The organism is Stenotrophomonas sp. DDT-1 (assembly GCF_001580555.1).
Classification (GTDB): domain Bacteria; phylum Pseudomonadota; class Gammaproteobacteria; order Xanthomonadales; family Xanthomonadaceae; genus Stenotrophomonas; species Stenotrophomonas sepilia.
In genome coordinates this window covers 107098-132158 of sequence record NZ_LEKR01000002.1, presented here as the reverse complement: position 1 = coordinate 132158, position 25061 = coordinate 107098, and the positions used below count along the sequence as shown (strand labels likewise).

Below are 25061 nucleotides of genomic sequence, written 5' to 3'. Positions count from 1 at the left end.
CATCGATGCGTTATCGGGGAGTGGCGGGCCTGCTGGCCGCCGTGGTATTGGCCGCCTGCAGCCCGGCAACACCGCCGGCGCCGACGGTCGCTGAAGATCCGGCCTACGCGGCCGCGCAGCAGCAATGGCGTGTAGCGCGCTACCAGGACCTGACCCGGCCCGATGGCTGGACGGCCCTGGTCGGCCTGCACTGGCTGCAGAACAAATCCCATTTCGTTGGCAGCGGCGCCACCAACGGCATCCGCCTGACGGTTGGCCCGGACAGGCTGGGCCTGCTGCGTCGCGACGGGGCGCAGTGGTGGTTCACGCCTGAAGCCGGTGTCGATGTCAGCCACGACGGCCAGCCGGTGCGTGGCCGCATCCGCGTCGACACCGACAAGGACGCGCAGCCGACGCTGCTGGCCTTCGATGGCGGCAAGGGCCAGCTCAGCATCATCCGCCGGGGGCCACGGGACGCGCTGCGGATCAAGCATGCCGAGGCACCTGCGCGGCGTGATTTCGCCGGCCTGCAGTACTGGCCGGGCGGCGCGGACTGGCAGGTGCAGGCGCGCTTCATCGCGCATCCGCCGGGGAAGACCTTGCCGATCGTCGACATCACTGGCCTGACCACCGAGATGCCCAATGCCGGTGCGGTGGAGTTCGAACGTGATGGCCGCAGCTGGCGCCTGGAGGCCATCGGTGCGCCCGGGCAGCCACTGTTCCTGATCTTCGCCGACCGCACCAGCGGCCGCGGCAGCTATCCGGCCGGGCGCTATCTGGATACCGAGGCCCCCGCTGCAGACGGCACGGTGCGCATCGATTTCAACCATGCCTACAACCCACCGTGCGCGTTCACCGCCTACGCGACCTGCCCGCTGGCGCCGCCGGAAAACCGGTTGGACCTGCGCGTGGAAGCGGGCGAGAAGGCCTACCACCTGCCTGAAGGAGAAGGCTGACCATGCCGATCAAACACCTGTTCCGTACCGCGCTGCTGCTGGCGGCCTGCGCAGTGGCGCCACTGGCCACGGCCCGCGATGGCCAGGCCAGCCCTGCCGCGGCCGCGGCCGCAACGGCGGCCAAGCCGCCGGTGCCCCTGTTGTGGAAAGTCACCGGCCCGGGCGACGCACGCGTATACCTGCTGGGATCGTTCCATCTGCTGAAGCCGCAGGACTACCCGCTGTCGCCCGATGTCGAGCAGGCGTTCGAAGCCTCGCAGCGGGTGGTGTTCGAACTGTCGCCGGAAGACATGCAATCGCCCCAGCTGGCCAGCCGCATGGTGCAGGCTGCGACCCGCACCGATGGCAGCGAGCTGAAGCGTGATCTGGATGCGGCCACCTGGCAGAAACTGCAGGCCTTTGCTGCCCAGAACCAGTTGCCGCTGGCGCAGATGCAGGGCATGAAGCCCTGGTTCGTCGGTCTGAGCATTTCGATCGGGCAGATGCAGAAGCTGGGCCTGGACCCGGCGCTGGGCCTGGACCGCCACTTCATGGAACGCGCGCAGAAGACCGGCCGCAAGACCGCGGGACTGGAAGATATCGATACCCAGATCGGCATGCTGGACGGGATGACGGTGCAGGAACAGCGGCAGATGCTGGCCGAAGCACTGGACCAGGCCGGCAAGGCCGATGAGCAGGCGCGGCTGCTGCATGATGCATGGCGTCGCGGCGACGAGCGCCTGCTGTGGACCAAGATGGCGGCAGAGATGCGCCAGCAGTATCCGCAGCTGTACCAGCGCATCAACACCGGTCGCAACGATGCCTGGGTGCCGAAGCTGCAGCCGTACCTGCAGGCCGGGCAGGGCGGTACGCTGGTGGTGGTCGGCACGCTGCACCTGCTGGGCAGTGATGGCGTGGTCGAGAAGCTGAGGGCGAAGGGCTACAAGGTCGAGCGCGTGTGCACGGGGTGCAAGGCCAAACGCTGACGCACGGTTGGCGCGATGCCAAACAAGACGGCGCGCCAGGGGCGCGCCGTTTTCGTATCAGCCGTTGCTGCAGCTCAGCGGCGGGTCTTGCTGCCGGTACCGGTGCCGGGTTCGCCGGGCTTGTTGCCGGTTCCCGTTCCGGTGCCGCCCGGGCGCGGGCCACCGAAGCCGCTGCCCATGCTGCGCTGGAATTCCTGCCACAGCTCCAGGTTGCGCTCGGTCAGCTGGTTCATCATCGCCCACGGGGTCTGCCCCAGCAGGTTGCCCATCTGCTGGCGGAACTGCTGCTGCTGGTCGAGGAAGACCTGCATGCTGCGCTCCAGGTAATTGCCCATGAAGCCCTGCAGGGAGTCGCCGTAGAAGCGGATCAGCTGGCTCAGCAGCTGGGTGGACAGCATCGGTTCGCCGTCCTGTTCCTGGTCGGCGATGATCTGCAGCAGGACTGACCGCGTGAGGTCGTCGCCGCTCTTGGCGTCGCGGACTTCGAAGTCTTCACCGTCCAGGATCAGCTGGCGCACGTCCTCGATGGTGATGTAGCTGGAGATCTCGGTGTCGTAGAGACGGCGGTTCGGATACTTCTTGATGATGCGGGTCGCAGCCATGAAGCGGTACTCGTCACAGTAGACGCGCAGCATGGCGCAGTGCAGCAGCGGTTGCAACCGCCCCAGCCCCCGCCAGGCTTGGCTTTCAGCAGCGATCATGTTGCGCAGCAAGGGTTTGCGTGCTGCGCAGCATGACCATCGGCAGGGGCCGTCAGCGCACGCCGCAGCGGCCCCTGCGCGGCTTACCAGCCCATGTGGTGGCCGCCGTTGATGTCCAGGTTGCTGCCGGTGATCCATGAGGCCTCCTCGGCCACCAGGAAGGCCACGCCATAGGCGATTTCCTCCGGCTTGCCGAGGCGCCCGGTGGGGATATCGGCGATGATCTTGGCGCGCACGTCCTCCGGAACCGCCATCACCATGTCGGTGGCGACGTAGCCGGGCGAAATGGTGTTCACGGTGATGCCGAAGCCGGCGTTCTCGCGGGCCAGCGAAATGGTGAAGCCGTGCATGCCGGCCTTGGCCGCGGCGTAGTTGGCCTGGCCGTACTGGCCCTTCAGGCCGTTGATCGAGCTGATCTGGATGACCCGGCCCCAGCCGCGGCGCCGCATGCCTTCGATGACCGGACGGGTGACGTTGAACACCGAATTGAGGTTGGTGTTGATCACATCGTGCCACTGGTCCGCGCGCATGCGGTGGAACGTCGTGTCGCGGGTGATGCCGGCGTTGTTGACCAGGATCTCGACCGGGCCCAGCTCGGCCTCGACCGCACGCACCAGCGCCTCGGCGCTGCCTGGATCGGACACATCGCCCGGGAAGATCGACACGTTGTAGCCGCGCTCGGTCATCGCCTGCTGCCATGCGCGGGCCTTGTCCTCGTCGCGGTAATTGGTGGCGACCCGGTGGCCCTGGTCGGCCAGGCGTTGGCAGATGGCGGTACCGATGCCGCCGGTTCCGCCGGTGACCAGTGCGACGCGAGATGTCATGGAGTGCTGTCCGGGAATCAGATGGGGGAAGGGGGATTCTGCAACATCGGCGCGGAAAGTGCGCCGGCCGGCAACAGGATGTCGGTCCGCGGCAGTCGAACCGGGTCGAATGCCCGTTGCGCAGCGTGCAGCAGCGCATCCCGGTCATCGGCGCCGTCCAGTGCGGCAGGGGCCTGGCCCAGCAGCTGCCAGAGCGCGCGCAGTACCGGCACCGGCCTTGTACTGTCCACCGGCAGCGACGCCAGCGACTTGGACAGTTTGTGGCCGGGGGCGTCGAGCAGCAGCGGCAGGTGCCAGTAGCGCGGCACGGCCAGGCCCAGCGCCTGCTGCAGCAGGATCTGCCGCGCGGTGGAATCGAGCAGATCGGCGCCGCGCACCACTTCGGTCACCCCCTGCGCAGCGTCATCGACTACCACCGCCAGCTGGTAGGCCCAGCAGCCGTCGGCACGGCGCAGCACGAAGTCGCCGACTTCGGCATGCACGTCCTGCTGCTGCGGGCCACGCAGGCCATCGTCGAAGTGCACGACGCTGCCCGGTGGCACGCGGAAGCGGACGGCGGGGTCCGGTCGCGGTTGCCGCGCAACGCAGCGGTGGTGGATGCCGCCGCTGGCAGCCAGTTCGCTGCGGCTGCAGTGGCAGATGAAGGCCTGGTCGCTGGCCTGCAGCACGTCCAGCGCGGCCTGGTAGGCCTCGCCTCGAGCGCTCTGCCACAGGACCGGGCCGTCGTGGACCAGGCCGAACGCAGCCAGTGCCTGCAGCTGTGACTGCGCGGCGCCGGGCACGGTACGCGGCGGGTCAACGTCTTCGATGCGCAGCCGCCATAGGCCGCCGTGGTGGCGGGCCAGCAGCCAGCTGCCGAAGGCGGCAAGCAGGGATCCGGGGTGGAGCAGGCCGGTCGGCGAGGGCGCGAAGCGGCCGCAGGGAACAATGGCGGTCATGCAGGCTGAATCGTCGGTCAGGTTGGCGCTTGAATTCAAGCTGAGCGCACCGCAAATTGACGGATATCGATCCCTTCCGAGCCGGATTTTCCCATGTTCACCCGTATTGCCCTGTTCCTGGCGACCAACCTCGCGGTCCTGATCCTGGCCGGCATCGTCATGTCGATCCTGGGCGTGGACGCGCGTTCGATGAGCGGCCTGCTGGTGATGGCCGGCATCTTCGGTTTCGGTGGCTCCTTCATCTCGCTGCTGCTGTCCAAGTGGATGGCCAAGCGCTCCACCGGTGCGGTGGTGATCACCGAGCCGCGCAACCAGACCGAGCGCTGGCTGCTGGCCACGGTCGAGCGCCAGGCCAAGGCCGCCGGCATCGGCATGCCGGAAGTGGCGGTCTATGACGGCCCGGAGATCAACGCCTTCGCCACCGGTGCCAACCGCAACAACGCGCTGGTGGCGGTGTCCACCGGCCTGCTGCACAACATGAGCGAAGACGAGGCTGAAGCCGTGCTGGGCCACGAGATCGCCCACGTCGCCAACGGTGACATGATCACCATGGCGCTGCTGCAGGGCGTGCTGAACACCTTCGTGATCGTGCTGGCCCGCGTGGTCGGCGGCATCATCGACAGCGCGCTGTCGGGCAACCGCGAAGGCGGCGGCCGTGGCTTCGCCTACTACATCATCGTGTTCGTGCTGGAGATGGTGTTTGGCCTGTTCGCCACGATGATCTCGATGTGGTTCTCGCGCCACCGCGAGTTCCGCGCCGATGCCGGCGGTGCCGCGCTGGCCGGTCGCCAGAAGATGATCGCCGCGCTGGAGCGCCTGCAGCTCAACCATGGCCAGAGCACGCTGCCGACCCAGATCGCCGCGTTCGGTATTGCCGGTTCGACGGCGAAGAAGCTGTTCATGAGCCATCCGCCGCTGGAAGAGCGCATTGCCGCGCTGCGGGCGTCGACGGTGGCGTAAGCTTCTGCTTTCAAGATAGTGCAGGAACGCCTGGCCTCGCGCCGGGCGTTTTTGTTTGCGCGCACGGAGAGTCATTTCCGCGACCGCGGAGGGGTGTCACTTTCTTTGCTCGTGCAAAGAAAGTAACCAAAGAAACACGCCGCCGGGGCGCGAGCCGATGCTGCGCATCGGTACCCTGTGCTCCTCGGCCCGCCGAGGGACGGTGCGGGAACTCGCTGCGCTCAGACACCCGCACCTCTTCGCCCTCGCCGGACCTGCGGTGCTCGGCTCGCTTGAAGGCGGACTGGAAGGTCAAGATCAAGAGCAACAGCATCCACGCATGGCGTGAATCTACGGGGTGCAGCTGTAGCATTTGACCTTGGGTCCGCCTTGAGCGAGCCGAGCATCGCAGGCGAATCAGGGGCGAAGAGGCGCCGGTGTCTGAGCGCAGCGAGTTCGGCGCCGTCCCCTGATTCGCCGAGAAGCGCAGGGTACCGGCGCGTAGCGACGGCTCGCGGCTGGCGGAGCGTTTCTTTGGTTACTTTCTTTGCGCGCAAAGAAAGTGACACCCCCCGCGGTCGCGGAAACGAATCTCCGTGCGCACAAACGAAAACGGCACCCTCGCAGGCGCCGTCTCCATGAACCGCTTTACACGGAATCTCAGAACTTCGCGTCAAACTCCGCCGCGTAACCGGTGTTCACCAGCACCTTCTGCAGCGACTCGGCCACCTTCAGGTTGCCGGCCACGATCTGGTGGGTCTCCGGGCCGCGGTTGTCCATGCGGCCCAGGGTGGCGCCCTTGAAGTCACAGACCTTGCCGCCCGCTTCGCGGACCAGCAGCAGGCCGGCGGCGATGTCCCACGCCTTCACACCGGCCTCGAAGTAGGCGTCGGCACGGCCGCAGGCCACGTAGGCCAGGTCCAGCGCGGCCGAGCCGGTGCGGCGGATGTCCTCGCCGTGCACCAGCAGGGCGTCAACCGCCTTCAGCTGGGCGCTGGCACGGCTGCGCTCGCGCGGGGCGAAGCCGGTGTGGATCATCGTGCCTTCCAGATCCTTGCGGTCGGCCACGCGGATGCGGCGGTCGTTCAGCACGGCGCCGGCACCCCGGCTGGCGGTGAACAGTTCATTGCGCAGCGGGTCGAAGATGACCGCGTCGGTCGGCTCGCCGTTCTCTACCAGCGCGATCGACACGCAGTAGTGCGGCACGCCACGCAGGTAGTTGCTGGTGCCGTCCAGCGGGTCGATGACCCACATCTGGCGGCGCTCGCCCTGCACGCCACCTTCTTCGCCGAAGATGCCGTAGTCCGGGTAAGCGCGCTTGAGTTCCTTGACGATGACCTTTTCCGCGTCCGCATCCACTTCGCTGGCGTAGTCCATCCGGCCCTTCTGCACCACGTTCAGTGCCTCGAGCTTGTTGATGTTGCGCAACAGGACGTTGCCGGCGAGGCGGGCGGCCTTGACCATGACGGTGACGGCGGGTTTCTGCATGGCGTGGGCTCCCGGAAAGGCAGAAGAGATGGACTGGCGGGGGAAAAGAGCGGGTCCGGCGCAGTGGCCGGCCGCACAGTTTACCATTGGTCATCGTCCAGCTCGACCTTTTCCCTGTTCATGTCCCAGTTTCCCGCCGCCACCCGCCTCCGATTCGTCCTGGTCGGTACCCAGCACCCCGGCAACATGGGGGCCGCCGCCCGTGCCCTGAAGACCATGGGCCTGGCCCGCCTGGTGCTGGTCGCCCCCGAGAAACCGCTGGACGAGGAGGCCTTCCGCCGCTCGGCCGGTGCCGAAGATGTGCTGGGGGACGCCCCGGTGGTGGCCACCCTGGCCGAGGCCGTGGCCGATTGCCGCCTGGTGCTGGGCTGCACCGCGCGTGCCCGCCGCGTGCAGCTGGAGGAGTACCTGCCGGCCGATGCCGCCGCTCGCGCGGTGGCCAAGGCGGGCGAGGGCGCCGAGGTGGCGCTGGTGTTCGGCCGTGAGCGCACTGGCCTGACCAACGAGGAGCTGCAGCTCTGCCACGCCGCAGTGCACATCCCGTCAGACCCGGCGTTCAGCTCGCTCAACCTGGCGGCCGCCGTACAGGTGCTGGCCTATGAAACGCGCATGCAGCTGCTGGGCGCGCAGCCGGCCCCCAATGCCGAGCCCGGCTTCCGCGAACAGGCAGCAAGCCATGAACAGATGGAGAGCTTCTTCGCCCAGCTCGGTGACACGCTGGACGAGATCGATTTCCACAAGGGCCGCGCCCCGGAATCGGCGATGCGCAAGCTGCGCCGCCTGTTCCTGCGCAGCGAGCCGAGCGAGCAGGAAGTGCGCCTGTTGCGCGGCATCCTTGCCGACACCCAGCGGATGGCGCGGCTGGCACAGGCGGGCAACAAGGACAGCTGACGACGTTCTCATTTTTTCGGGTAGTCTGTCCGGATACCCAGGGGGGATGAAGCCTGTGTCGGGTCTGCGAAGGGCAGTGCAGAGGGGACTGCTGAGCCTGGTCATGATCCTGCTGGCCGGGACGGTGCATGCAGCACCGGACCCGGTGCTGGTGCTGGGCCGGATCAGCGATGATCCCAAGGCCCATTACGAGCAGCTGCAACCGTTGCTGGACTATGTAGTGGCACGCATGCACGACGTCGGCATCACCGAAGGGCGGATCCTGATGGCACGCGACCCGCAGCAGATGGCCAGCTATCTGCGGCGGGGGCGGGTCGACTGGGTCACGGAAACGTCGGGTACGGCGGTGGCACTGGGCCAGCGCAGTGGCGCGCGGCCGCTGCTGCTGACCGAGCGCAACGGCGTGCGTGAGTACCAGACCGTGTTCTTCGTGCGTCGCGACAGTCCGATCCAGCGGATCCAGGACCTGCGCGGGCATCGCCTGGCGCTGCAGAACACGGCGTCCACCAGTGCCTACCTGGTGCCGGTGATGACGCTGCTGCAGGAAGGGCTGGCGCCGCAGATCCTGGCCGGTGTGTGGGACGTGCCGGGCCGGGACAGCGTGGGGTACGTGTTCGCACGTAGCGAGTTGAACATCGCCACGTTCGTGCACAAGGGCATGGTCGAAGTGGGGGCGGTGAGCAGCGTGGACTGGAATGACGAGCGACGGATGCCTGCGGCATTCCGGCGCGACTTCCGCGAACTGCTGCGCACCGAACCCTACCCGCGGGCGGTGGAAATGGTTCGCGCCGACCTTGACCCGCGGGTGCGTGACCGGCTGCAGGACGTCCTGCTGCAGGCGGCCAGCGACCCGCAGGCACAGGGGGCGCTGCATCGGTTTTTCGGCACTTCCGGTTTCCACCGCGTCGATGCGCATGCGCAGCAGCGGCTGGATGAATTGAAACAAGGATTGACGCGCGTGCGGATGGAAGTGGAATGAAGTGGCTCGGCTCGGGAATGCAGGCCCGGTTCCTGCTGGCGATGGGCGGGGCGATGGTCGTGGTGGTGGCGATCCTGGCGGTGTTGCTGGGGCGGCAGGCAGCGATGCAGGGCGAGGTGCGCAACCTCAGTGGTGGCGTCATCCATGAACTGTTCGACCGCAGCGTGCGCAGCCGCGGCGAAGCAATGGCGCGCGAGCTGTCCGACGCGCTGGCCAACCCGCTGTACTACCGCGACCTGGCTCAGGTCGGTGCGCTGGTGCGCAACTCCGCACGGCAACCGGTCGTGCGCTATGTGCTGGTGTTCGACGAACGCGGCCGGCTGGTGCATGACGGCTCGATCGAGGTGTCCGGCTTCGGCCAGCCGATGACCGACCCGCTGGCCCCCAAGGCCGCGGTGGCGCAGGCACTGGTGGTGCAGGAATCGCCCAAGGTGCTCGACAACACCATGCCGATCATGGTCGGCAACCAGCGCATCGGCGGGGTCCGCGTCGGCATGGCGCTGGACGAGGTGCAGCAGCGCGAACAGGCCGCCAATGCCACGCTTGGCGAGCGCCTGCAGCAGGTCGGCAGCCGCCACCTGGGCTGGCTGCTGCTGATGCTGGGCCTGCTGGTGGTGATCGGCGTGGTGGTGATCCTGTACGTGCAGCGCACCCTGGTGGCGCCGATCCGGGACCTGGCCGCTGCGGCGCGCCGCATCGAAGCTGGTGACTACCAGGCGCCGCTGGCCGAGAACACCCGCGACGACGAGGTCGGCGAGCTGGTGCGCGGCTTCGCCCGAATGCGCGATGCCATCGCCCGGCATGACCGCGAGGTGCGGCGCATGGCCTATACCGATGCGCTGACCGGGCTGACCAACCGGCTGGCATTCCGGGAAGCGCTGGACCATCGCCTGATGGCCGCGCGCGCATCCAATCATCGGCTGGGCCTGCTGTTTGCCGATATCGACGATTTCAAGCGCGTCAACGACACCCTGGGCCATGAGGCCGGTGACGAAGCGCTGTTGCAGTTCGCGCAGCGCATCGGCAGTGCGGTTGCCGAGGCCGGTGGCGATGAAGCCCTGCTGGCCCGCTTTGGCGGCGACGAGTTCGTGATCCTGGTCGGTGATGGCGACGTGGCGGCCAACGCACGGCTGCTGGCCGAAGTGCTGGTGCGCGAGCTGGGCAAGCCGCTGGTGGTGCAGGGCCGGGAACTGTTCCTGGGCACTTCGATCGGCGTGACCCTGTTCCCGGACGATGCCGCTGATGCGACCACGCTGCTGAAGAACGGCGACATCGCCATGTACCAGGCCAAGATGGCCGGCAAGAACTGCTACCGCTATTACAGCCGTGCGATGGACCACGCGGTCGAGCGCCGCGTGCACATGGAGCAGGAGCTGCGCGGGGCCTGGGAGCGCGGCGAGCTGCGCCTGGCCTACCAGCCCATCTTCCGCATGCGCGACCGGCGCATGGTCGGCGTGGAAGTGCTGCTGCGCTGGCAGCATCCGACCCTGGGCACGATTCCGCCGTCGGTGTTCATCGAAGTGGCCGAGCAGAGCGGGCTGATCGAGCTCATCGGCCCGAAGGTGCTGCGTGCGGCCTGCATGGAAGCCTCGCAGTGGCCACGCGGGGCGGGCGGCGATGATCTGTTCGTGTCGGTGAATGTGTCGCCACGGCAGCTGCGCGGCGGTGAACTGCCGGCATTGGTCGCGCAGTGCCTGCACGAGTCCGGGCTGCCGGCGTCGCGCCTGCACCTGGAGTTGACCGAAACCGCGGTGATCGGCGACGAAATGGTTGCCGCGCAGCTGCTGGACAAGCTGCACCGCACCGGCGTGAAGGTCTGGCTGGACGATTTTGGCACCGGCTTCTCCGGTCTCAGCCATCTTCGCCAGGTACCGGTGGACGGCGTGAAGATCGACAAGAGCTTCGTGGCCGACATGCAGCGCGATCCCGACGATCTGGCGCTGACCACGGCGATCATCGCCATGGCCCACGCACTGGGCATCACCGTGGTGGCCGAGGGCATCGAGCAGCAGGCGCAGTTCGAACTGCTGGTGCAGCGCGGCTGCGATCTCGGCCAGGGCTACTGGCTGAGCCACCCGGTGACCGCCACCGAAGTGGTGCGGATGATCGAGTCGGGCCTCTGACCTGCTGCCGTTGTCCTGGGGTCAGATCCCTTTTCCGCAGGAAAAGGGATCTGACCCCGCCCCCGGATTACAGCGGGCGCTTGCTCGGGTCGCCGGGCAGTTCGCGCACCAGTTTCGGAATCAGATAGCCGGACAGGCGTGCGGTCAGGCCGGCAATCAGCGCCTTGGCCTGGGCATCGTCCACTTCGAAGTGGGCCACGCCTTCGACCCGGTCCAGCTGGTGCAGGTAGTAGGGCAGCACGCCGGCGGCGAAGCTGCGCTCGCTCAGGTCCTGCAGTGCCCGCACGCTGTCGTTGACCCCGCGCAGCAGTACCGCCTGGTTCAGCAGCTGGGCGCCGACGCCGCGCAGGCGGGCCATCGCCGCGTCCACGCTGGCGTCGAATTCATTGGCGTGATTGGCGTGGACCACGATCGCCAGCGGCCATGGCAGGCTGCCCAGCCAGCACACCAGTTCATCGTCCACGCGTTCCGGCAGCACGATCGGCAGCCGGGTATGGATGCGCAGGCGGCGGATATGCGGAATCGCGCGCAGGGCGTCGGTCAGCTCGACCAGCTTGTGCGTGGCCAGTGACAACGGGTCACCGCCGGACAGGATCACCTCGTCGATGTCCGGGTCGGCCGCGATGGCGGCTACGGCCTCCTGCCAGCCGCCCTTGGCAGCGTTTTCCGCGGCATAGTCGAAGTGGCGGCGGAAGCAGTAGCGGCAGTTGATCGCGCAGCTGCCGGTGGCGACCAGCAGAGCACGGCCACGGTACTTCTGGATCACCCCGGTAGCCTTCCTGGCGGCACCATCGCCCACCGCGTCGAAGCTGAACCCGGGCGCCGGGCGCATTTCCTCGCCGATCGGCAGCACCTGGCGCAGCAGCGGGTCGGCCGCATCGCCCACGCGCATGCGGGCCACGAAGCCCTCGGGCACGCGCAATGCGAACTGGTTCATGGCCGCCTCCGAGACACCCAGCGCCGCCGGGTCCAGCTGCAGCCGGGCCAGCAGGGCGTGCGGGTCGCGCAGCGCCTGGCGCCAGAGCTGCTGCCAGCGCGCGGGCGCGCCTGGCGACTGGGGCCGGGGGAAGGCGGAAAGCTGCATGGAGAGGGGGCCTGCGGTTATCATGGGGGCAGAAAAACAGTCGCCCACCGGCATCCGGTGGGCTTTCCATTCTAACGGCTCGCCGCACCCGCGGCGTTTCTGCCACTCAGGAGTTTACGCATGGCCAGCTACGGCATGAACGACGTCAAGAACGGGATGAAGATCCTGGTCAACAACCAACCGGCCGTCATCATCGACACCGAATACGTCAAGCCGGGCAAGGGCCAGGCCTTCACCCGCGTGAAGTACCGCCTGATCAAGGACGGGCGTACCCAGGAAGTGACCATGAAGTCGACCGACTCGCTGGATGCAGCCGACGTCGTCGATACCGACATGAACTTCATGTACAGCGACGGCGAATACTGGCACTTCATGGATCCGGAGTCCTTCGAGCAGGTCCAGGCCACCAAGGCCGGCATGGGCGGCGCCGAGAAGTGGCTGAAGGGCGAAGAGTCCTGCGTGGTCACCCTGTGGAATGGCGAGCCGATCTTCGTTCAGCCGCCGAACTTCGTCGAACTGAAGATCACCGAAACCGATCCGGGCGTCCGTGGCGACACCTCGGGCGGCGGCGGCAAGCCGGCCACCCTGGAAACCGGTGCCGTGGTCCGCGTGCCGCTGTTCGTCAACCAGGACGAAGTGATCCGTGTCGACACCCGTTCGGGCGAATACTCCGCACGCGTCAAATAAGGTTCCGGCGGTTGGCCGACCTCACTGTAGAGCCGAGCCCGCGCTCGGCTTTCCGGGCGCCGCCCGGACCCGTTGCTGGCGCCCATGGCGCCGCAGCGGACAGCCGCCGGGCATGGCCCGGCGCTACCGCCTCCCGCCAGGCCCTTCTCCAACAGCCAGTGAGCCCGCATGAGCGATAGCCCGCACCTCCCCGAAGCCTGCGACCTGCTCATCGAAGCCGGTCATGTCGTTCCCATCGAGCCGCATGCGGTGGTGCTGGAAGACCATGCCGTTGCCGTGCGTGGCAGCGAGATCGTGGCCATCCTGCCGCGTGCCGAGGCGCGCGCACGCTTCCGTGCCGCGCAGGTGGTCAGCCGCCCCGAGTCGGCGCTGATGCCGGGCCTGGTCAACGCGCACACGCACAACCCGATGACCCTGCTGCGCGGCGTCGCCGACGACCTGCCGCTGATGACCTGGCTGCAGCAGCACATCTGGCCGGTGGAAGCGGCGGTGATCGGCCCCGAGTTCGTCGCCGACGGCACCACCCTGGCCATCGCCGAGATGCTGCGCGGCGGCACCACCTGTGCCAACGAGAACTACTTCTTCGGCGACGTGCAGGCTGCGGTCTACAAGAAGCACGGTTTCCGCGCACTGGTTGGCGCGGTCATCATCGATTTCCCCACCGCCTGGGCCAGGACCGACGACGAATACTTCGCCAAGGCCGGTGAACTGCATGACCAGTGGCGCACCGATCCGCTGATCGGCACCGCGTTCGCGCCGCATGCGCCGTACACGGTCAACGATGCCAACTTCGAGCGGGTGCGGATGCTGTCCGACCAGCTCGACATGCAGGTGCACCTGCATACCCACGAGACCGCGCAGGAGATCAACGATTCGATCAAGCTGCACGGCCAGCGCCCGCTGGCGCGGCTGGATCGGCTCGGCCTGGTCAACGACCGCCTGATCGCGGTGCACATGACCCAGCTGACCGATGCGGAAATCCACCTGTGCGCCGAACGCGGCGTCAGCGTCGTGCATTGCCCCGAATCGAACCTGAAGCTGGCCTCCGGCTTCTGCCCGGCCTGCGCCCTGCAGCGCGCCGGCGTGAACCTGGCGATCGGCACCGATGGCTGCGCCAGCAACAACGACCTGGACATGTTCAGCGAGAACCGTACCGCAGCGATCCTGGCCAAGGCCGTGGCCGATGATGCCACCGCGCTGGACGCGGCGACCACGCTGCGCGCAGCGACGCTGGGCGGCGCCCGTGCGCTGGGCTTTGCTGACCGCATCGGTTCGATCGAAGTCGGCAAGCAGGCCGACCTGGTCTGCGTCGACCTGTCGGCGCTGGAAACCCAGCCGCTGCACAACGTGCTGTCGCAGCTGGTGTATGCCACCGGCCGCCAGCAGGTCAGCGACGTCTGGATCGCCGGCAAGCCGAAGCTGGTGCAGCGCGAGCTGGTCGGCATGGACCTGCCGGGCATCATCGCCAACGCGCGCCAGTGGCGCGAGCGCATCCGTCATATCCGCGCCTGATCCCTGGCGCCGCAAGGACCCCTCATGACTGCCCCTCACGCTTCCTCCAATTTCGATCAGGCCGAGCTGGACAAGTTCGCCGCGCTGGCCAACCGCTGGTGGGACGCTGACGGCCCGCAGAAGCCGCTGCATGCGCTGAACCCGGTGCGCCTGAAGTACGTGACCGACCGCGTGCCGTTGCGTGGCGCGCGCGTGCTCGACATCGGCTGCGGTGGCGGGCTGCTGAGCGAAGCACTGGCGCAGGCCGGCGCCGACGTCACCGCCATCGACCTGGCCCCGGAACTGGTGAAGGTCGCGCGCCTGCATGCGCTGGAAAGCGGCGCCAAGGTCGACTACCGCGTGCAGGCCGCCGAGGATCTGGCCGCCGAGCAGCCGGGAAGTTTCGACGTGGTCACCTGCATGGAAATGCTGGAGCACGTGCCAGACCCGGGCGCGATCATCGACGCCTGCAAGCGCCTGCTGAAGCCGGGCGGCCACCTGTTCCTGTCGACGATCAACCGCACCGCGGCCGCCTTCGCGGTGGCGATTGTCGGCGCCGAGTACGTGGCGCGGCTGCTGCCCAGGGGTACCCACCACTACCAGGAATTCATCAAGCCGGCCGAGCTGGCGCGCTGGCTGCGCGAGGCCGACCTGCAGCTCGTGGATGTCAGCGGCATGGCCTACGAGCCGTGGCGCAACCATGCCCGCCTGAGCAGCCGCACCGACATCAACTACCTGGCCTACGCGGTCAAGCCGGCATGACCTCCGCCCGCTTCCCGCGTGCGGTGCTGTTCGACCTGGATGGCACGTTGCTGGACAGCGCGCCGGACTTCGTCGCCACCTGCAATGCGATGCTGGCCGAGCGGGGCCGGGCAGCGATCGATCCGGCGCAGCTGCGGCCGGTGGTCTCCAAGGGCTCGCGCGCGATGGTCGGGACCGCTTTCCCGGACCTGGATGCCGCTGCGCGCGATGCATTGATCCCGGAATTCCTGCAGCGCTACGAAGCGCTGATCGGCCAGCACGCGGTGCTGTTCGACGGCGTGGCCGGCATGCTCGCCGCGCTGGATGAGGCCGGTACGGTATGGGGCATCGTCACCAACAAGCCGGAGTACCTGGCGCGCCTGATCCTGCCGCAGCATGGTTGGCAGCAGCGCTGCGCGGTGCTGGTCGGCGGTGACAGCCTGGCCGAGCGCAAGCCGCACCCGCTTCCACTGCTGCACGCTGCGCAGGCCATTGGCATGGCCGCCGAAGACTGCGTGTACGTGGGCGATGACGAGCGCGACATCATCGCTGCACGTGCTGCCGCGATGCCGTCGGTGGCGGCGCTGTGGGGCTACCGCCTGCACAGCGACGATCCGCTGGCCTGGCAGGCCGACGTGCTGGTCGAGAACGCTGAACTTCTGCAACTGGCCAGTCTCTGGCCGACCCGGCCGGCAGCCCCGGCCCAGCCGTAAGGAATCCCGTAGTGAGCAGTACCGCGCTGGACAGTTTCCTCGACAAGTGGCGCAGCCGTTGGCCGGAATGGTCGGTGGCCGCTCCGTTCGTGGCCGAACCGCAACGCGAGCTCGCAGTGGCGTGGTTTGCGCTGCTGCAGGAGTTTGACGACATGCTCAACACCAGCGGCGATCCGCTGCCGGCCGATGCCAAGCTGGCGTGGTGGGGCGAGGAACTGCGCAGCTGGGCAGGGCATCGTTCGCGCCATCCACTGGGCCGTCTGCTGGAGCCGGTGCGTGCGCCGTGGGTGCAACTGGCCGAAGCGCTGCCGGACCTTGTTGAAGCGCGTACCGTTGCGTTGGATGCAGCCGGTGCCGAGCGTGCGCTGGCCAATTACGCCGAGGCCGTGGCCGCAGTGGAAGCGGCCTTGTTTGCCGACAAGCCGCGCACCGGCGCCGGTCGTGCGGTGCAGCTGCAGACGCTGGCCCAGCGCCTGCAGGATGCCGGCGTAGCCGGTGTGCCGCGCAGCCTGTTGGATGAGGATTCCAGCACGGCCGCGCAGCGCTGGGCCCAGTACCTGCTGAAAGGATGGGGCAGCCGCGTGCCGGGCCCGCGCCCGCGGCGCGTGTGGTCGAGCCTGGCGCGCGCCCGCGTTGCCGCGCAGGCCGCAGGCAAGCCAATCGAAGCCACCCCGGTGCGCACGTTGCTGCGCGTGTGGTGGGCAGCGCGCGGTTGATCCCGCGCTCCGCCGGGCATGGCCCGGCGCTACCTCGCGCGGTTGATTGAATGCTGTCTGTAGAGCCGAGCCCATGCTCGACTCATCTCTGCGCGACAGCCGAGCGTGGGCTCGGCTCTACAACAGCGGCTCACCACCGCACCGGGCGATGGGCGTTACTTCCGCTCCAGCACCAGCAACGGATCGATGCGGGTGTCGAACCAGTTCATGCCCCAGTGCAGGTGCGGGCCGGTGGCACGGCCGGTGGCGCCGACGGCAGCGATCACCTGGCCCTGCTCCACACGGTCGCCAACTTTTACGTCGATGCGCGAAAGGTGCAGGAAATTGGAACTGACCCCGAAGCCGTGGTCGAGCAGCAGCGTGCCACCGGTCAGGTACAGGTCCGGCCCAGCGAAGGTCACGATGCCGGCCGCCGGCGCCTTCACCGGGGTGCCGGTCGGCACCGCGATGTCCATGCCGGAATGGCCGGCCCCCGGCTGCCCGTTGTAGACGCGCGCATTGCCGAAGCGGCCGCTGATGCGGCCCTGTACCGGCCAGATGAAGGTCTGGGTGAAGTCGGTGCGGTCGTCATCGCGGGCACGTGCGGCGGTCACCTGCGCCTGTTCGCGCTTGATCCGCTCGGCAATCGCCGGCGGCGGGTTGACCGTCTTCGGCGGCACGCCGTTCACCCGCTCGGTGGGCCAGTCGCGCGGCGTTACCGCAATGGTGGCTGTCTCGCTGCCACCATCGGGGCGCTGCACCTGTACGCGCAGCGGACCCTTCTCGTCGCGGCCGATGCCGAACACCACGCTGCCGTAGCCGCTCACCCGCAGCTGGCGGCCGGCGTACTGCACGCGACTGCCTGCGGGCACCTTGCCGATCACCAGCGCGCCCTGCGAGGCACTGGCCGGGAACACCACGCGGCTGTCGATCAGGCTGCCGATGCCATCCTGCGCCTGCGCAGGGGAAGAGGAAAACAGGGGCGCGGCCAGCAGCAGCGCCCCGATCATCAGTGCCGAACGCATCAGCGGTCGTAGGTCATGCGCTGGCCGGCGGGCTCACCCACCAGCTTGCTGCCGTCCCACACCAGCTGGCCGTTGACCCAGGTGGAGGCGATGCGCGAGCGGAAAGTGGTGCCTTCGAACGGCGACCAGCCGCACTTGGACAGCACGTCCTCGCGCTTGACGGTGAACGGCACGTCCTCCACCAGCACCAGGTCGGCAAAGTAGCCTTCGCGCAGGAAGCCGCGTTCTTCCACGTCGAACAGCTGCGCCGGCGCATGTGCGAATTTCTGCACCACCTGCTCGCGGGTCAGCTTGCCTTCGTGCACCCGCTCCAGCGCGGCCACCAGCGCGTACTGCACCAGCGGCAGGCCCGACGGCGCCTGCGCGTAGGGCTTCTGCTTCTCTTCCCAGGTGTGCGGCGCGTGGTCGGTGGCCAGCACGTCCAGCACGTCATCGGCCAAGGCAGCGGTGATTGCCTCGCGGTCGGACACTTCCTTGATCGCCGGGTTGCACTTGATCAGGTTGCCCTTGGTCGCGTAGTCCGGGCGCGCGAAGTGCAGGAAGTGCACGCAGGTTTCGGCGGTGATCTGCTTGCGGCTGCCATCGGCTCGGATCAGCGGGCCCTTCTCGAACAGCGCCAGCTCATCGGCGGTGGAGATGTGCAGTACGTGCAGGCGGGTGCCGTGCTTGCGTGCCAGCGACATCGCCAGGCGGGTCGACTTGATGCAGGCTTCGCGCGAACGGATGTCCGGGTGCATGTCCGGGGTCAGCGCATCGCCGTACTTTTCCTGGAAGGCCTTGAGGTTGGCATCGATCATCGGCGTGTCTTCGCAGTGCGTGATGATCGGGGTCGGGCATTCGCGGAAGATCGCGTCCAGCGTTTCCGGGTTGTCGACCAGCATGTTGCCGGTCGAAGCACCCATGAACACCTTCACGCCCGGGGCCTTCTTCGGGTCCAGGGCACGGATCGCGTCCAGGTTGTCATTGCTGGCACCGTGGTAGAAACCGTAGTTGGCCCAGGCGCGGCCGCGCGCGAGCTCGTACTTGGCTTCCAGGATGGTTGAATCCAGCGTCGGCGGGTTGGTGTTGGGCATGTCCATGAAGCTGGTCAGGCCACCGGCCACGGCGGCCGCCGATTCGCTGGCGATGTCGCCCTTGTGGGTCAGTCCCGGTTCGCGGAAGTGCACCTGGTCATCGATCATGCCGGGCAGCAGCCAGCGCCCGGCCGCGTCCACCACCTGCTCGCCGTCGCGCGGCGCCAGCCCACTGCCGATCTGCGCGATGCGGCCGTTCTCGATGCGCAGGTCACCATCGAAGGTGCGGCCTTCGTTGACCATGCGGGCGTTGGTGATGAGGGTGGAGGACATGTCAGTGTTTTCCTGTGCAACGGCAAGAGGGGGCGTTGGGGGACTCGGGCACGGGATCGAAGCCGCCGGGATGGAACGGATGGCAGCGGCCCAGCCGGCGCGCAGCCAACCAGCTGCCGCGCAGCGGGCCGTGCCGCGAGATGGCGTCCATCGCGTATTCAGAACAGCTCGGCACGAAACGGCAGCGCGGCCCCAGCAGGGGGCTGATGAAGCGCTTGTAGAAGCGCAGCAGGGCAATGAGCAGGCGCGAGATCACCCAGTCATCTTATGCCAGTTGGCATGAAGGACGCATTTGTGCAGGATGGGGCGTTGGTCGCATGTCGCCGATGGCCTGCGACCGGTACCAGCACCGTCGGGTGCTGGCCAGGTTCCGTACCGCGCAAGGCGGTCCGTGTTCGTCGGACTGCCCTCCAGGGCGCCTTGGCTCCAGGACTGAATGGAGCAGGGTGCCAAGGTTGCTGCTGCGGGTCGGGTAGGCTATAAAGGCCCGCTTTCCCGGGCCCCGGGAAATCCAAGGAAGAGCGTTTCGTGGCTGCTAAAAAAACTGCAAAGAAGGCCGCAACGGCCGCCAAGAAAACCGCCAAGCCTGTTGTGAAGAAGTTGGCGGCAAAGCCCGTTGCCAAGAAGCCGGCCAGCAAGCCGGCGACCAAGGCAGCGTCCTCGCAACCGGCGGCCAGGAAGGCCACCGCAAAGAAAACGCCGGTCAAGGCAACCAAGCCGGTGGCGAAGAAGGCCGCTGCGCCCGCCAAGGCCAAGCCAGCCGCCGCCAGCAAGAAGGCGCCGGTGAAGAAGACCGTCAGCAAGGTCGCGCCGGTGAAGAAGGCCGCCGCCAAGCCGGTGGTCAAGAAGGCAGCCGCCAAACCGGCGCCGAAGGCGGTGGTGAAGAAGGCTGCACCCAAGCCGGTCGCCAAGCCCGTAGCAAAGAAGGTCGCTGCGGCTAAACCGGCCGCCACGCCTGCCGCTGTAAAGAAGGTTGCCAAGAACGTTGCCGCGCCGGCCGTAAAGCCGACCCCGGCCCGAGTAGTGAAGTCCGCACCGAAGCCTGCTGCCAAGCCGGCTCCGGCCAAGCCTGTCCCGGCCAAGACCGTGGCAGTGGCGGCAGCCCAACCGGCCTCAACGCCGGCCCCGGCCGCCGCTCCTGTCGCTTCGAAGGCCCCGCAATCCAAGAATCCCGTGCCCGTTTCGAAATCGCCTGCCAAAACCGCCGTGAAATCCGATTCCGCCCCGAAGACCGCGTCGCGCCCTGTCGGCAAGGTTGCCGTGGCCGTCGCCGCCCGCTCGGCAGCACCGGCCCCGCGCAGCAAGTACAAGGTGGTCGAGTACAAGACCGACGAGGCCACTGGCCGCCCGATCCTGCCGGCTGGCTACAAGCCGTCCTCGGAAGAGGAATACATGAGCCCGCTGCAGCAGGAGTATTTCCGCCAGCGCCTGCAGAACTGGCGCGCGGACCTGGTGGAAGAGTCCAAGCAGACCATCGAGAACCTGCGCGAGGAAGTGCGTGACATCGGCGACGAAGCCGAGCGTGCGACCCGCGAGACCGAGAACTCGCTGGAACTGCGTACCCGCGACCGCTACCGCAAGCTGATCGGCAAGATCGACAGCACCCTGAAGCGCCTGGAAGCTGGCGACTACGGTTACTGCGTCGACACCGGCGAAGAAATCGGCCTGGAGCGCCTGGAAGCGCGCCTCACCGCAGAGCGCACCATCGACGCCCAGGAGCGTTGGGAGCACCTGCAGAAGCAGCAGGGCGACTGATTCCAGTTCGTTGTCTGGTCATGCGAAAAACCCGGCTTCGGCCGGGTTTTTTGTTGGGTTCGTGTTGGTTGCGTAGAGCGGCGCCTTGCGGGTATCGGCGTGAGCCTGCGGGTGGGTCCGGGCAGGACACGCTGCAAGTACATCCCTGTAAGCTCGGCCGCGGCATCCATGCCGCGGACGGTCCTGCCCGGACCCACCCGCAGGCTCTCGACGGTTTCCTGCGTGCGCGGCCGATGTAGAGCCGAGCCCACGCTCGGCTCAGGCCGACAGGAGCGGTCATGCGTGCGCTCGCGGCTGTTGGGTCCGCCTTGTAGCGGGCCGAGCACCGCAGGGGAATCAGGGGCGAAGTGGCGCCGCTGTTTGAGCGCAGCGAGTTCGGCGCCGTCCCCTGATTCACCGAGGAGCACAGGGCACCGGCGCGCAGCGCCGGCTCGCGGATGGCGGAGCGTTTCTTTGGTGACTTTCTTTGCACGAGCAAAGAAAGGTACACCTCGCCGCGGTCGCGGAAGAAGCCCGCCGGGCGCGGCCCGGCGCAACCGCTGCTTGGGCGCACGGAAATACGCAGCCGAGCATGGGCTCGGCTCTACAGGTTCACTGCAGGTCGCGAAGATTCAATTTCCGCAATGTCGGGTTCTTCCACGCGGTGATCCCGGCCACGCTCAGCACCGCGAATCCGCCCAGCACCACCGCCGGCACCAGGCCGAGCAGCTTCGCCATCGTGCCGGCATAGAACGCGCCCAGCTCGTTGGACGAACTGATGAAGATGCCGTTGATCGACGATACGCGACCGCGCATTTCTTCCGGCGTAGCCAACTGCAGGATGGTCGAGCGGATCACCACCGAGACGCCATCGAACGCGCCGTAGAACAGCAGGATCAGCGCCGACAGCCAGAAATGCTGCGACAACCCGAAGCTGATCACGCACAGGCCGAAGCCGGCCACCGCGAACAGCAGGACGCGGCCGGCATTGCGCTGCAGCGGGTGGCGCGCCAGCCACAGGCCCACGCACACCGAGCCCAGCGCCGGCATCGCGCGCAGGATGCCCAGGCCTTCCGGGCCGTGGTGCAGGATCTCGTGCAGGAACGCCGGCAGCATCGCTACCACGCCGCCCAGCAGCACCGAGAACATGTCCAGCGCCATCGCGCCGACCATGATCCGGTTGCCGACCACGAAGCGCGCGCCTTCGGCGATGCTCTTGAAGATCGGTGCGGCCGGACCGGTATGCACCGGTTCTTCCACCTTCAGTGTGGCCAGGCAGGCCATCGCCACCAGCGCAAAGGCCGTAGCCACCGCGTAGGACAGACCCTTGCCACCGAAGCCGACCAGCACGCCACCCAGTGCCGGGCCGGCGATCATGCCGGCCTGGAACACCACCGCGCCCAGGCCGGCGCCACGGGCGAACAGGTCACGGGCCAGCACGCGGGCGAACAAGGCGTTGTAGATCGGCGACAGGAAGGCGCGGACCATGCCGGTCAGCGCGATGGCCGCATAGATCGGCCACACGCCGTCAATCGGCAGCCAGCCCATGGCTACGCTGGTCAACACCAGTGCAGTGGCGATCAGCCCGCAACAGGCGACCATTCCCAGCCGACGGCGAGGCAGGTGATCCACCAGGTAACCGGCGAACGGAGCCACGCAGAAGAACGGCACGACCTCGGCCAGGCCGATCAGGCCCAGCGAGAACGGATTGCGGGTGACTTCGTAGATGTGCCAGCCGACAGTGACCGCGACCACCTGGTAGGACAGCATCGCGAAGATGCGGTAGGCCAGCAGCCTGGCGAAACCGGGGCGGGACAGCAGGCCCAGTGCACTGTCTTCGGCTGTGGCGGGTTCGCTCACGACGGGTCGCGCTGCAGCTGCGCCTGCGCCGTCTCACGGATGAACGCCAGCATCGCCGCCACCCCATTGCTGCGGGTGGGCGAGAGGTGGCGGGCCAGGCCGATGTCCTGGATGTAGCTCGGCTCGGTGTCCAGGATCTCCTGCGCCGAGCGCCCGGAGTACACGCGCAGCGCCAGGAAGATCAGGCCGGAGACAATCGCCGAATCGCTGATGGCATGGAAGCGCAGCGACTGCGCGTTGCCCTCGGGCACGATCCAGACCATCGACTGGCAGCCGAGCAGGCGATGCTCTTCGGTCTTCCATTCTTCCGGAAAGGGCGGCAGCTTGCGGCCGAGGTCGATCAGGTACTGGTAGCGCTCGGACCAGTCGCCGAAGAAGCCGAATTCCTCGGCGATGGCGGCCTGGGCCTCGGCGGCGGTGGGTTCAAGCGGGAACGGGGAGTCGGTCACAACAGTCTCTACGGTGGGGCGTGGCCGGCGGACCGGCCACGGGGCAGGGCAGGTCAGCTGCGCTTGCGCGACCAGCGAACGCCCTGCGGGGTGTCATCCAGCACGATGCCTTCGGCGGCCAGCTGGTCGCGGATGGCGTCGGCACGGGCGAAGTCGCGTGCCTTCTTGGCCGCGGCGCGCTCGTCGATCAGGCCCTGGACGCGGGCATCGTCGTCCTCGTCGCCCGCTGCGGTGCCGAACCACTGCGCCGGGTCGGCCTGCAGCAGGCCCAGCACCAGGCCCGCACCGAGCAGTTCGCCCTTCAGGCGCGCCTGTTCGGCCGGGTCGGTGGCACGACGCGCGTCGGCGGCGATGCGGGCCACTTCGGCCAGCGCCTGGGGTGTGTTGAGATCGTCGTCCAGGGTCGCTTCGACGCTGGCGGGGATCACTGCCGTGGCCTCGATCGACGCCAGTTCGCGCAGCGTGCCGTACAGGCGGTCCAGGGTGCGCACCGATTGTTCGATCAGCGCATCAGACCAGTCCAGCGGCTGCCGGTAGTGGGCCGACAGCAGGGCCAGGCGCAGCGCCTCCGGCGGATGCTGGCGGACCAGGTCGTGTACGCGCTCGATGTTGCCCAGCGACTTGCTCATCTTGGCGCCGCCGAAGTTGAGCATGCCGTTGTGCAGCCAGAAGCGGGCGAAGATCTTGCCGCCGTGGGCGCATTCGCTTTGCGCGATCTCGTTCTCGTGGTGCGGGAACTGCAGGTCGACGCCGCCGGCGTGGATGTCGATGGTCTCGCCCAGGTGGGCTGCGGCCATCGCCGAGCATTCGATATGCCAGCCCGGACGACCCCGGCCCCACGGCGATTCCCAGCCGGGCAGGTCGTCGCTGGACGGCTTCCACAGCACGAAATCACCCGGGTCGCGCTTGTACGGGGCCACGTCGACACGGGCACCGGCCAGCATTTCTTCCGGGTCACGGCGCGAGAGCTTGCCGTAGCCGTCGAAGCTGGCCACCGCGAACAGTACGTGACCCTCGGCGGCGTAGGCATGACCATTGGCGATCAGCTGCTCGATCATGGTGATGATCTGCGGCATGTGCGCGGTCACCTCCGGCTCGATGTCCGGCGGCACCACGCCCAGCGCGGCCATGTCTTCACGGTAGGCGGCGGCGAACTTGCCGGTGATGGTGCTGATCGGCACGCCCTGCTCGCGCGCGGCGGTGTTGATCTTGTCGTCCACGTCGGTGATGTTGCGGGCGTAGCGCAGCGCGCCGAAACGGCGCCGCAGCAGGTCGGCCAGCACCCCGAACACCACCGGGCCACGGGCGTTGCCGATGTGCACGTAGTTGTAGACCGTGGGGCCGCACACATACAGGGTCGGACAGGCCGGGTCGAGCGGAGTGAACGGTTCGAGCTGGCGAGTCAGGTTGTTGTGCAGGCGCAGGGTCATGGGGCTGTGGCTGGGGGACAAGCCTGTGATTTTAGAACGTGTCGGCCCCCTTTGGGGGCACTGGCTGCCACCGGTGGACGCCGGGTCCGTCCAGGGTGGGGTGGGCAGGAGCGGCGTGGACGGGTAATGTTCAGCCCCTTGCGCTCGCCACTGCCTACACTATTGCCGTGTCCTTGCTCCCGTCGCCAATGAAATCCACCGCGTTGCTGACCCTGGCCTGCCTGTCGGCGCTGCCCGCCGTGGTGCTGGCCCAGGAGGCCGAGCCCCGCAACCGGGTGGTGATCGTGGAGAACGTGAAGTTCGACTACGCCCAGGTGCTGAACGTCGAGCCGGTGTTCCAGACCCTGCGCGCGACCCGTACCGAGGAGCACTGCGAGCCGGTGTCGACCCGGACCCTGGCCCCGGTGAACGTGACCGGCGAGGAGCCGGTTGAGGACAAGGGCCGGATCAGCCGCTTCTGGGATTCGGTGCGCTCGATGTTCAAGCGCAGCGATGAGGAGGTTGTTGAGGAGGTCGGAACCGAGTCGCCGGCCCCGGCGCCGGCCAACACCGGTCCGATGCTGACCCGCGACTGCCGCATCGTGCCGGTGGGGCGTGAATTCCGCCGGCCCATCGCCTACGACGTGGATTACGTCTACAAGGGCACCAAGTATCGGTCGCGGCTGCCGGAAGACCCGGGCAACCGGCTCAAGATCCGGGTGTCGATCACCCCCTGGGTGGGTCCGGAGCAGGGCGCCGCCGGCAATCCCTGATTCTGCGACCCCGGCCCCTTGCGCCGGTCACGGCCGCATGCAAAGATATTCGGCCATGAAGCTCACCGACTTCCAGCACGACAGCAGCGCAGCCCGACAGGCGTCGGGCATGACCTCGCGTGCGCGTCGACCGGAACCCCACATTCTCGCTGGGTAACCGGAGCTTTTTGCTGTTCGTCCGAAAAAAACCCAGCCCGCCGGCTGGGTTTTTTCGTTTCCGCGTTCTGAAAGCTGCAACTGCAACCTTTTCGTTTCACCTTTGCTTCCTGTT

24 protein-coding genes are annotated in these 25061 nt (G+C 67.7%); 13 read left to right on the top strand and 11 right to left on the bottom strand.

Annotated features, from left to right (window positions below):
* Window positions 1–5: 5 nt before the first annotated feature.
* Window positions 6–935 (top strand): DUF1684 domain-containing protein, encoded by a 930-nt coding sequence (locus AB839_RS01655; protein ID WP_061478060.1) that lies wholly within the window; start codon window positions 6–8, stop codon window positions 933–935.
* A gap of 2 nt (window positions 936–937) precedes the next feature.
* On the top strand, window positions 938–1900 hold the full coding sequence (locus AB839_RS01650; RefSeq protein ID WP_005417757.1) for a TraB/GumN family protein: 963 nt from the start codon (window positions 938–940) through the stop codon (window positions 1898–1900).
* A gap of 74 nt (window positions 1901–1974) precedes the next feature.
* On the opposite strand, the gene phaR is transcribed toward AB839_RS01650, so the two are convergent.
* From phaR to gluQRS, 3 genes are all read right to left on the bottom strand, one after another.
* Window positions 1975–2502 carry a polyhydroxyalkanoate synthesis repressor PhaR gene (gene phaR, locus AB839_RS01645; RefSeq protein ID WP_061478101.1) on the bottom strand — a complete coding sequence of 176 codons (528 nt, stop codon included), beginning with the start codon at window positions 2500–2502 and terminating at the stop codon, window positions 1975–1977.
* A gap of 182 nt (window positions 2503–2684) precedes the next feature.
* The gene (phbB, locus tag AB839_RS01640; RefSeq protein WP_061478059.1) at window positions 2685–3425 is read right to left on the bottom strand and encodes an acetoacetyl-CoA reductase; all 741 of its coding nucleotides are present in this window, start codon (window positions 3423–3425) and stop codon (window positions 2685–2687) included.
* A 17-nt stretch (window positions 3426–3442) separates the two neighbouring features.
* Window positions 3443–4363, bottom strand: coding sequence for a tRNA glutamyl-Q(34) synthetase GluQRS (gene gluQRS, locus AB839_RS01635; RefSeq protein ID WP_061478058.1), 921 nt, complete (start codon window positions 4361–4363; stop codon window positions 3443–3445).
* 93 nt (window positions 4364–4456) lie between these two features.
* On the opposite strand from gluQRS, the gene htpX reads away from it, so the two are divergent.
* The gene (gene htpX / locus AB839_RS01630) at window positions 4457–5323 is read left to right on the top strand and encodes a protease HtpX (RefSeq protein ID WP_061478057.1); all 867 of its coding nucleotides are present in this window, start codon (window positions 4457–4459) and stop codon (window positions 5321–5323) included.
* Window positions 5324–5962: 639 nt separating this feature from the next.
* On the opposite strand, the gene AB839_RS01625 is transcribed toward htpX, so the two are convergent.
* Window positions 5963–6790: an inositol monophosphatase family protein gene (locus tag AB839_RS01625; RefSeq protein ID WP_005417749.1), complete on the bottom strand. Its 828-nt coding sequence runs from the start codon at window positions 6788–6790 to the stop codon at window positions 5963–5965.
* A 120-nt stretch (window positions 6791–6910) separates the two neighbouring features.
* Here AB839_RS01625 and AB839_RS01620 point away from each other — a divergent pair, with 120 nt between their 5' ends.
* The 3 genes from AB839_RS01620 (at window position 6911) to AB839_RS01610 (ending at window position 10783) form a co-directional block, all read left to right on the top strand.
* Window positions 6911–7681, top strand: a complete 771-nt coding sequence (locus AB839_RS01620; RefSeq protein ID WP_061478056.1) for an RNA methyltransferase — start codon at window positions 6911–6913, stop codon at window positions 7679–7681.
* Window positions 7682–7784: 103 nt separating this feature from the next.
* Window positions 7785–8660: a phosphate/phosphite/phosphonate ABC transporter substrate-binding protein gene (locus AB839_RS01615; RefSeq protein WP_229298570.1), complete on the top strand. Its 876-nt coding sequence runs from the start codon at window positions 7785–7787 to the stop codon at window positions 8658–8660.
* Window positions 8657–10783, top strand: a complete 2127-nt coding sequence (locus AB839_RS01610; RefSeq protein ID WP_061478054.1) for an EAL domain-containing protein — start codon at window positions 8657–8659, stop codon at window positions 10781–10783. The genes AB839_RS01615 and AB839_RS01610 overlap by 4 nt, the downstream gene beginning before the upstream one ends.
* Window positions 10784–10850: 67 nt before the next feature.
* On the opposite strand, the gene epmB is transcribed toward AB839_RS01610, so the two are convergent.
* Complete coding sequence (epmB, locus tag AB839_RS01605) at window positions 10851–11867, bottom strand: EF-P beta-lysylation protein EpmB (protein WP_061478053.1); 1017 nt, start codon at window positions 11865–11867, stop codon at window positions 10851–10853.
* Between the two features lie 120 nt (window positions 11868–11987).
* On the opposite strand from epmB, the gene efp reads away from it, so the two are divergent.
* From efp to AB839_RS01580, 5 genes are all read left to right on the top strand, one after another.
* A complete protein-coding gene (gene efp / locus AB839_RS01600; RefSeq protein WP_005410381.1) occupies window positions 11988–12554 on the top strand; it encodes an elongation factor P in 567 nt (188 codons plus the stop codon).
* A gap of 168 nt (window positions 12555–12722) precedes the next feature.
* Entirely contained in the window at window positions 12723–14066 is a 1344-nt protein-coding gene (locus AB839_RS01595) for a TRZ/ATZ family hydrolase (RefSeq protein WP_053500540.1), read from the top strand.
* Window positions 14067–14090: 24 nt separating this feature from the next.
* Window positions 14091–14807: a bifunctional 2-polyprenyl-6-hydroxyphenol methylase/3-demethylubiquinol 3-O-methyltransferase UbiG gene (ubiG, locus tag AB839_RS01590; protein WP_061478052.1), complete on the top strand. Its 717-nt coding sequence runs from the start codon at window positions 14091–14093 to the stop codon at window positions 14805–14807.
* On the top strand, window positions 14804–15499 hold the full coding sequence (locus AB839_RS01585) for a phosphoglycolate phosphatase (protein ID WP_061478051.1): 696 nt from the start codon (window positions 14804–14806) through the stop codon (window positions 15497–15499). The genes ubiG and AB839_RS01585 overlap by 4 nt, the downstream gene beginning before the upstream one ends.
* Before the next feature lie 11 nt (window positions 15500–15510).
* The gene (locus AB839_RS01580) at window positions 15511–16215 is read left to right on the top strand and encodes a squalene/phytoene synthase family protein (RefSeq protein WP_061478050.1); all 705 of its coding nucleotides are present in this window, start codon (window positions 15511–15513) and stop codon (window positions 16213–16215) included.
* Between the two features lie 155 nt (window positions 16216–16370).
* Here the strand turns inward: AB839_RS01580 and AB839_RS01575 are convergent, their stop codons facing one another.
* Genes AB839_RS01575 through yidD form a run of 3 tightly spaced genes read right to left on the bottom strand, consistent with a single transcriptional unit; the run spans window position 16371 to window position 18821 of the window.
* The gene (locus AB839_RS01575; protein WP_061478049.1) at window positions 16371–17219 is read right to left on the bottom strand and encodes a M23 family metallopeptidase; all 849 of its coding nucleotides are present in this window, start codon (window positions 17217–17219) and stop codon (window positions 16371–16373) included.
* Window positions 17219–18565, bottom strand: a complete 1347-nt coding sequence (locus tag AB839_RS01570) for a dihydroorotase (protein WP_061478048.1) — start codon at window positions 18563–18565, stop codon at window positions 17219–17221. The genes AB839_RS01575 and AB839_RS01570 overlap by 1 nt, the downstream gene beginning before the upstream one ends.
* Before the next feature lies 1 nt (window position 18566).
* Window positions 18567–18821 (bottom strand): membrane protein insertion efficiency factor YidD, encoded by a 255-nt coding sequence (gene yidD / locus AB839_RS01565; protein WP_014037867.1) that lies wholly within the window; start codon window positions 18819–18821, stop codon window positions 18567–18569.
* Between the two features lie 272 nt (window positions 18822–19093).
* Here yidD and dksA point away from each other — a divergent pair, with 272 nt between their 5' ends.
* On the top strand, window positions 19094–20320 hold the full coding sequence (gene dksA, locus AB839_RS01560) for an RNA polymerase-binding protein DksA (protein WP_061478047.1): 1227 nt from the start codon (window positions 19094–19096) through the stop codon (window positions 20318–20320).
* A gap of 591 nt (window positions 20321–20911) precedes the next feature.
* On the opposite strand, the gene AB839_RS01555 is transcribed toward dksA, so the two are convergent.
* The 3 genes from AB839_RS01555 to cysS are packed head-to-tail and all read right to left on the bottom strand — an operon-like array spanning window position 20912 to window position 24038.
* On the bottom strand, window positions 20912–22159 hold the full coding sequence (locus AB839_RS01555) for an MFS transporter (protein ID WP_061478046.1): 1248 nt from the start codon (window positions 22157–22159) through the stop codon (window positions 20912–20914).
* Window positions 22156–22608, bottom strand: a complete 453-nt coding sequence (locus AB839_RS01550; RefSeq protein WP_061478045.1) for a SufE family protein — start codon at window positions 22606–22608, stop codon at window positions 22156–22158. Before AB839_RS01550 ends, AB839_RS01555 begins: the two co-directional genes overlap by 4 nt.
* A gap of 53 nt (window positions 22609–22661) precedes the next feature.
* Window positions 22662–24038: a cysteine--tRNA ligase gene (gene cysS, locus AB839_RS01545; RefSeq protein ID WP_061478044.1), complete on the bottom strand. Its 1377-nt coding sequence runs from the start codon at window positions 24036–24038 to the stop codon at window positions 22662–22664.
* Between the two features lie 188 nt (window positions 24039–24226).
* On the opposite strand from cysS, the gene AB839_RS01540 reads away from it, so the two are divergent.
* The gene (locus tag AB839_RS01540) at window positions 24227–24790 is read left to right on the top strand and encodes a hypothetical protein (protein ID WP_061478043.1); all 564 of its coding nucleotides are present in this window, start codon (window positions 24227–24229) and stop codon (window positions 24788–24790) included.
* The last annotated feature ends 271 nt before the right edge of the window (window positions 24791–25061 follow it).